This window comes from Nitrospirota bacterium, from assembly GCA_040755395.1.
Classification (GTDB): domain Bacteria; phylum Nitrospirota; class Nitrospiria; order Nitrospirales; family Nitrospiraceae; genus DATLZU01.
On record JBFMAX010000050.1, the window covers coordinates 1 to 1,712 of the forward strand.

At 44.3% G+C, this 1,712-nt stretch carries 2 protein-coding genes; both read left to right on the forward strand.

From position 1 onward, the window contains the following. Positions 1-77: 77 nt before the first annotated feature. Positions 78-908, forward strand: a complete 831-nt coding sequence (locus tag AB1555_20060) for a site-specific DNA-methyltransferase (GenBank protein ID MEW6248973.1) — start codon at positions 78-80, stop codon at positions 906-908. An 11-nt stretch (positions 909-919) separates the two neighbouring features. Then, complete coding sequence (locus AB1555_20065) at positions 920-1,594, forward strand: hypothetical protein (protein MEW6248974.1); 675 nt, start codon at positions 920-922, stop codon at positions 1,592-1,594. Positions 1,595-1,712 lie beyond the last annotated feature (118 nt).

The following is a 1,712-nucleotide window of genomic DNA, read 5'->3' on the forward strand; positions in this document are numbered from 1 at the left end:
CCGTTAGCCGCCCGCTTTCGGCAAGTCAAGTATAATTTTGAAGTGGACACACAATTTTGAGACGTATGGAGTATCCTGTGACCGTAGAGAAATCCACTTCAGCCAGATTGAATCAAATTATCCAAGCCGATTGCCTCAAGGAACTTTCTTTCTTTGATGACAATTCGATAGACTTAACCGTATTCTCTCCCCCTTATGACGGTATTCGAGATTATAAAAATAATTGGACTTTTGACTTTGTTGAATTAGGCAGGCATCTTTTTAGAGTAACCAAAGATGACGGAGTGGCTGTCGTTGTGATTGGCGATGGAACAAAAAATTTTGCCAAATCGCTTACGTCTTTTCGGCTGGCTGTCAATTGGGTTGATAATATTGGCTGGAAACTCTTTGAGAGCGTCATTTATAAGCGTGATGGCAACCCTGGCGCATGGTGGAATCAGCGTTTTCGGGTTGACCACGAGTATATTTTGATGTTTTTCAAAGGAGACCGTCCAAAATCTTTTCACAAAGAACATCTGATGGTTCCCAGCAAACATGCTGGAAAAATCTATTCGGGGACGGATAGATTAACGAATGGCGGTTTCAAGAAAATTGAACCAAAGGCTGTAAACCCGATGAAATGTCGGGGAACAGTTTGGGAGTATTCTACAAGCAACACGGAAGGAAATCGGCTCAAACTTCAGCATCCAGCAACTTTTCCAGATAAATTAGCAAGCGATTTAATTTTATGTTTTTCAGAACCCAATGATATTGTGCTTGACCCCATGTGCGGAAGCGGCACAACCTGTGTGCAGGCAAAATTAAACAACAGGCAGTTTGTTGGAATTGAAATCAGTGAAGAATACTGTGACATTGCCCGAAAGCGCCTCCAAATTGAAGCGCAAGCCAATCAGGTTAGCATGTTTTAGGAGCAAACCGAATGTCATATAAAGATGACGTAAAAATCGCCAAACGCCTGCTGTCAGATTTGCCAATCAGGTGGGATGGAAAAGCAAGTGTCTTGGAAATGAAAGAAGCGGACTTTAACTGGCGACAGATGGAATGGTGGGGATTTTACTTTGAACTGCTATGCTACAGGCGGCTGACAAGTGAATTTTCCATCCCTGGCGATGAGTACGGTTCAGCCGCTACTTCATGTTTTGACTTGAAACGCTCCATCAATTGGGACTTGAAAGCCAAAGCCATAAAATCAGATGACCATCGTTCTATTTTGAACGACACAGAAGCAATGGACTGGAGCATTAAAAAGTATGGCACTCATGGTTTGATAATTGGGTTGTGTGATGTCGAATATAATGACACTGACAGGTCTTTTCAGCGCTGGCATGAAGAGTTAAAAGGCGGCAAATCCAAATACCAGTTGGAAAGAGAGCAAAGAACCAGCGTATCTCGGTATCGAAAGACCAGAGCCGAACTGCAAGAAATTTTGTTTCTCGCCATTACCCCTGAAAACATTTCGCTGTTGGGTATTCACCATCAGGGAAGAAACAGCAACGGCAAGCCCCGCCCGCCAAAGTATATGCTTGATTACGATGAAGAGATATTGAGTCGATTTTTGGTAGATAGAGTTGTGTTTCAACAGAAAGGCGGCTAACACCGTTTGCAGCGGACAGCGGCTTTGCCGCTGCAGGTATGCGCCGCGAGGCTGCGGAGTTGAGTTTGGGCAAAAGAGTCTTGCCTGTCCCGCCGCTGCCGCTAAAACCAACCGTTGG